The sequence below is a fragment of the Streptococcus phocae genome, from assembly GCF_001302265.1.
Taxonomy (GTDB): domain Bacteria; phylum Bacillota; class Bacilli; order Lactobacillales; family Streptococcaceae; genus Streptococcus; species Streptococcus phocae.
Genome location: NZ_LHQM01000018.1, coordinates 1 through 1022, shown reverse-complemented (window position 1 = coordinate 1022; position 1022 = coordinate 1). Strand labels below are relative to the sequence as shown.

Annotated in this window: 1 protein-coding gene; it reads right to left on the bottom strand. The window is 41.8% G+C overall.

Going from position 1 to position 1022, the window contains the following annotated elements:
- Positions 1–1003 (bottom strand): gp58-like family protein (locus tag AKK44_RS05015; RefSeq protein WP_236686659.1); only part of this gene is annotated, 1003 nt, incomplete at its 3' end.
- Positions 1004–1022 lie beyond the last annotated feature (19 nt).

Below are 1022 nucleotides of genomic sequence, written 5' to 3'. Positions count from 1 at the left end.
CTTGCAATTTACGTTGATAGCTATTGATATCTTGTTGAATGCGACTAATGGCCCCCTCGCGATTGCGAATCTCTTGCGATATTTGATTAGCAGTCGCTTGCTGTGTTGATTGCAATCCACTAATCTTAGACTCAAGCTCTGTGCGCATACCCTGATTGCTACGAGTAAACTCTGCTCGCAAGCCATCAAGCTTATTCTCATAAACTTCTGTTGTGCCGTCAGACGTTGTAGTGATTTTTGCATATATTTTGCGCAACTCATCATCATACCTCTGCGACAAACCGCGTGCAGAAGAGGCTATTTCTGCTTGTAGACCTAGCCTTTCGTCTCTCATAGTGGCTTTCAAGCCTTCAATACCAGATTGGAAAGATGCTGATAACTGCCTATCAGCATCTCTATAATCTTGCCTCAAACCAGCTACGCTCGCTTGAATACTTGCGGTTTGTTCATTGGCTTGGTTTATTGACAAGCGCAGACCGTCAACAGTCAAGCCCATTTCAGCAGTTTTTTGCTCCAGAAGGCTTTCAAGCTGAATGCGTTGACCTTGGACAGTTTTGGTGAACTCTGACTTGAGTCCACGAGCAGTATCTGAGATTGTTTCTCTAATACCTGTAGCAGTCTCCAAGATCTCGTTTTTGATATTCGTATCAAAGTACGTTCTCAACATACCTCGATTATTAATCTTGATTTTAGACCACAGATTTGAGTTTTCAGTGTCAGTCATTTCAAGATTAATTTCTTTGATACTGTTGAGTGCTTCTTCCAAGCCTTTGAAAATACCTGTTGACTCGCCACTACCTTCTATTACAAAAGGTGCAACATAATCTGTCGCTTTGTCACCCTTCTCAATCATAATCTGGCTGAATTTGGCATTTCCAAGACAATCGCTGGCAAGTCTGACAGAATTAGTGTTTTGTCGAGGTGTGAACGTGTAGAAAACACGGCCGTTTGGCAAAATCGTTACATTTTCTTCGTTGATTGTTGTTGTTGGATCTCTACTCACTTAGTCTCCTTTCTAAAAA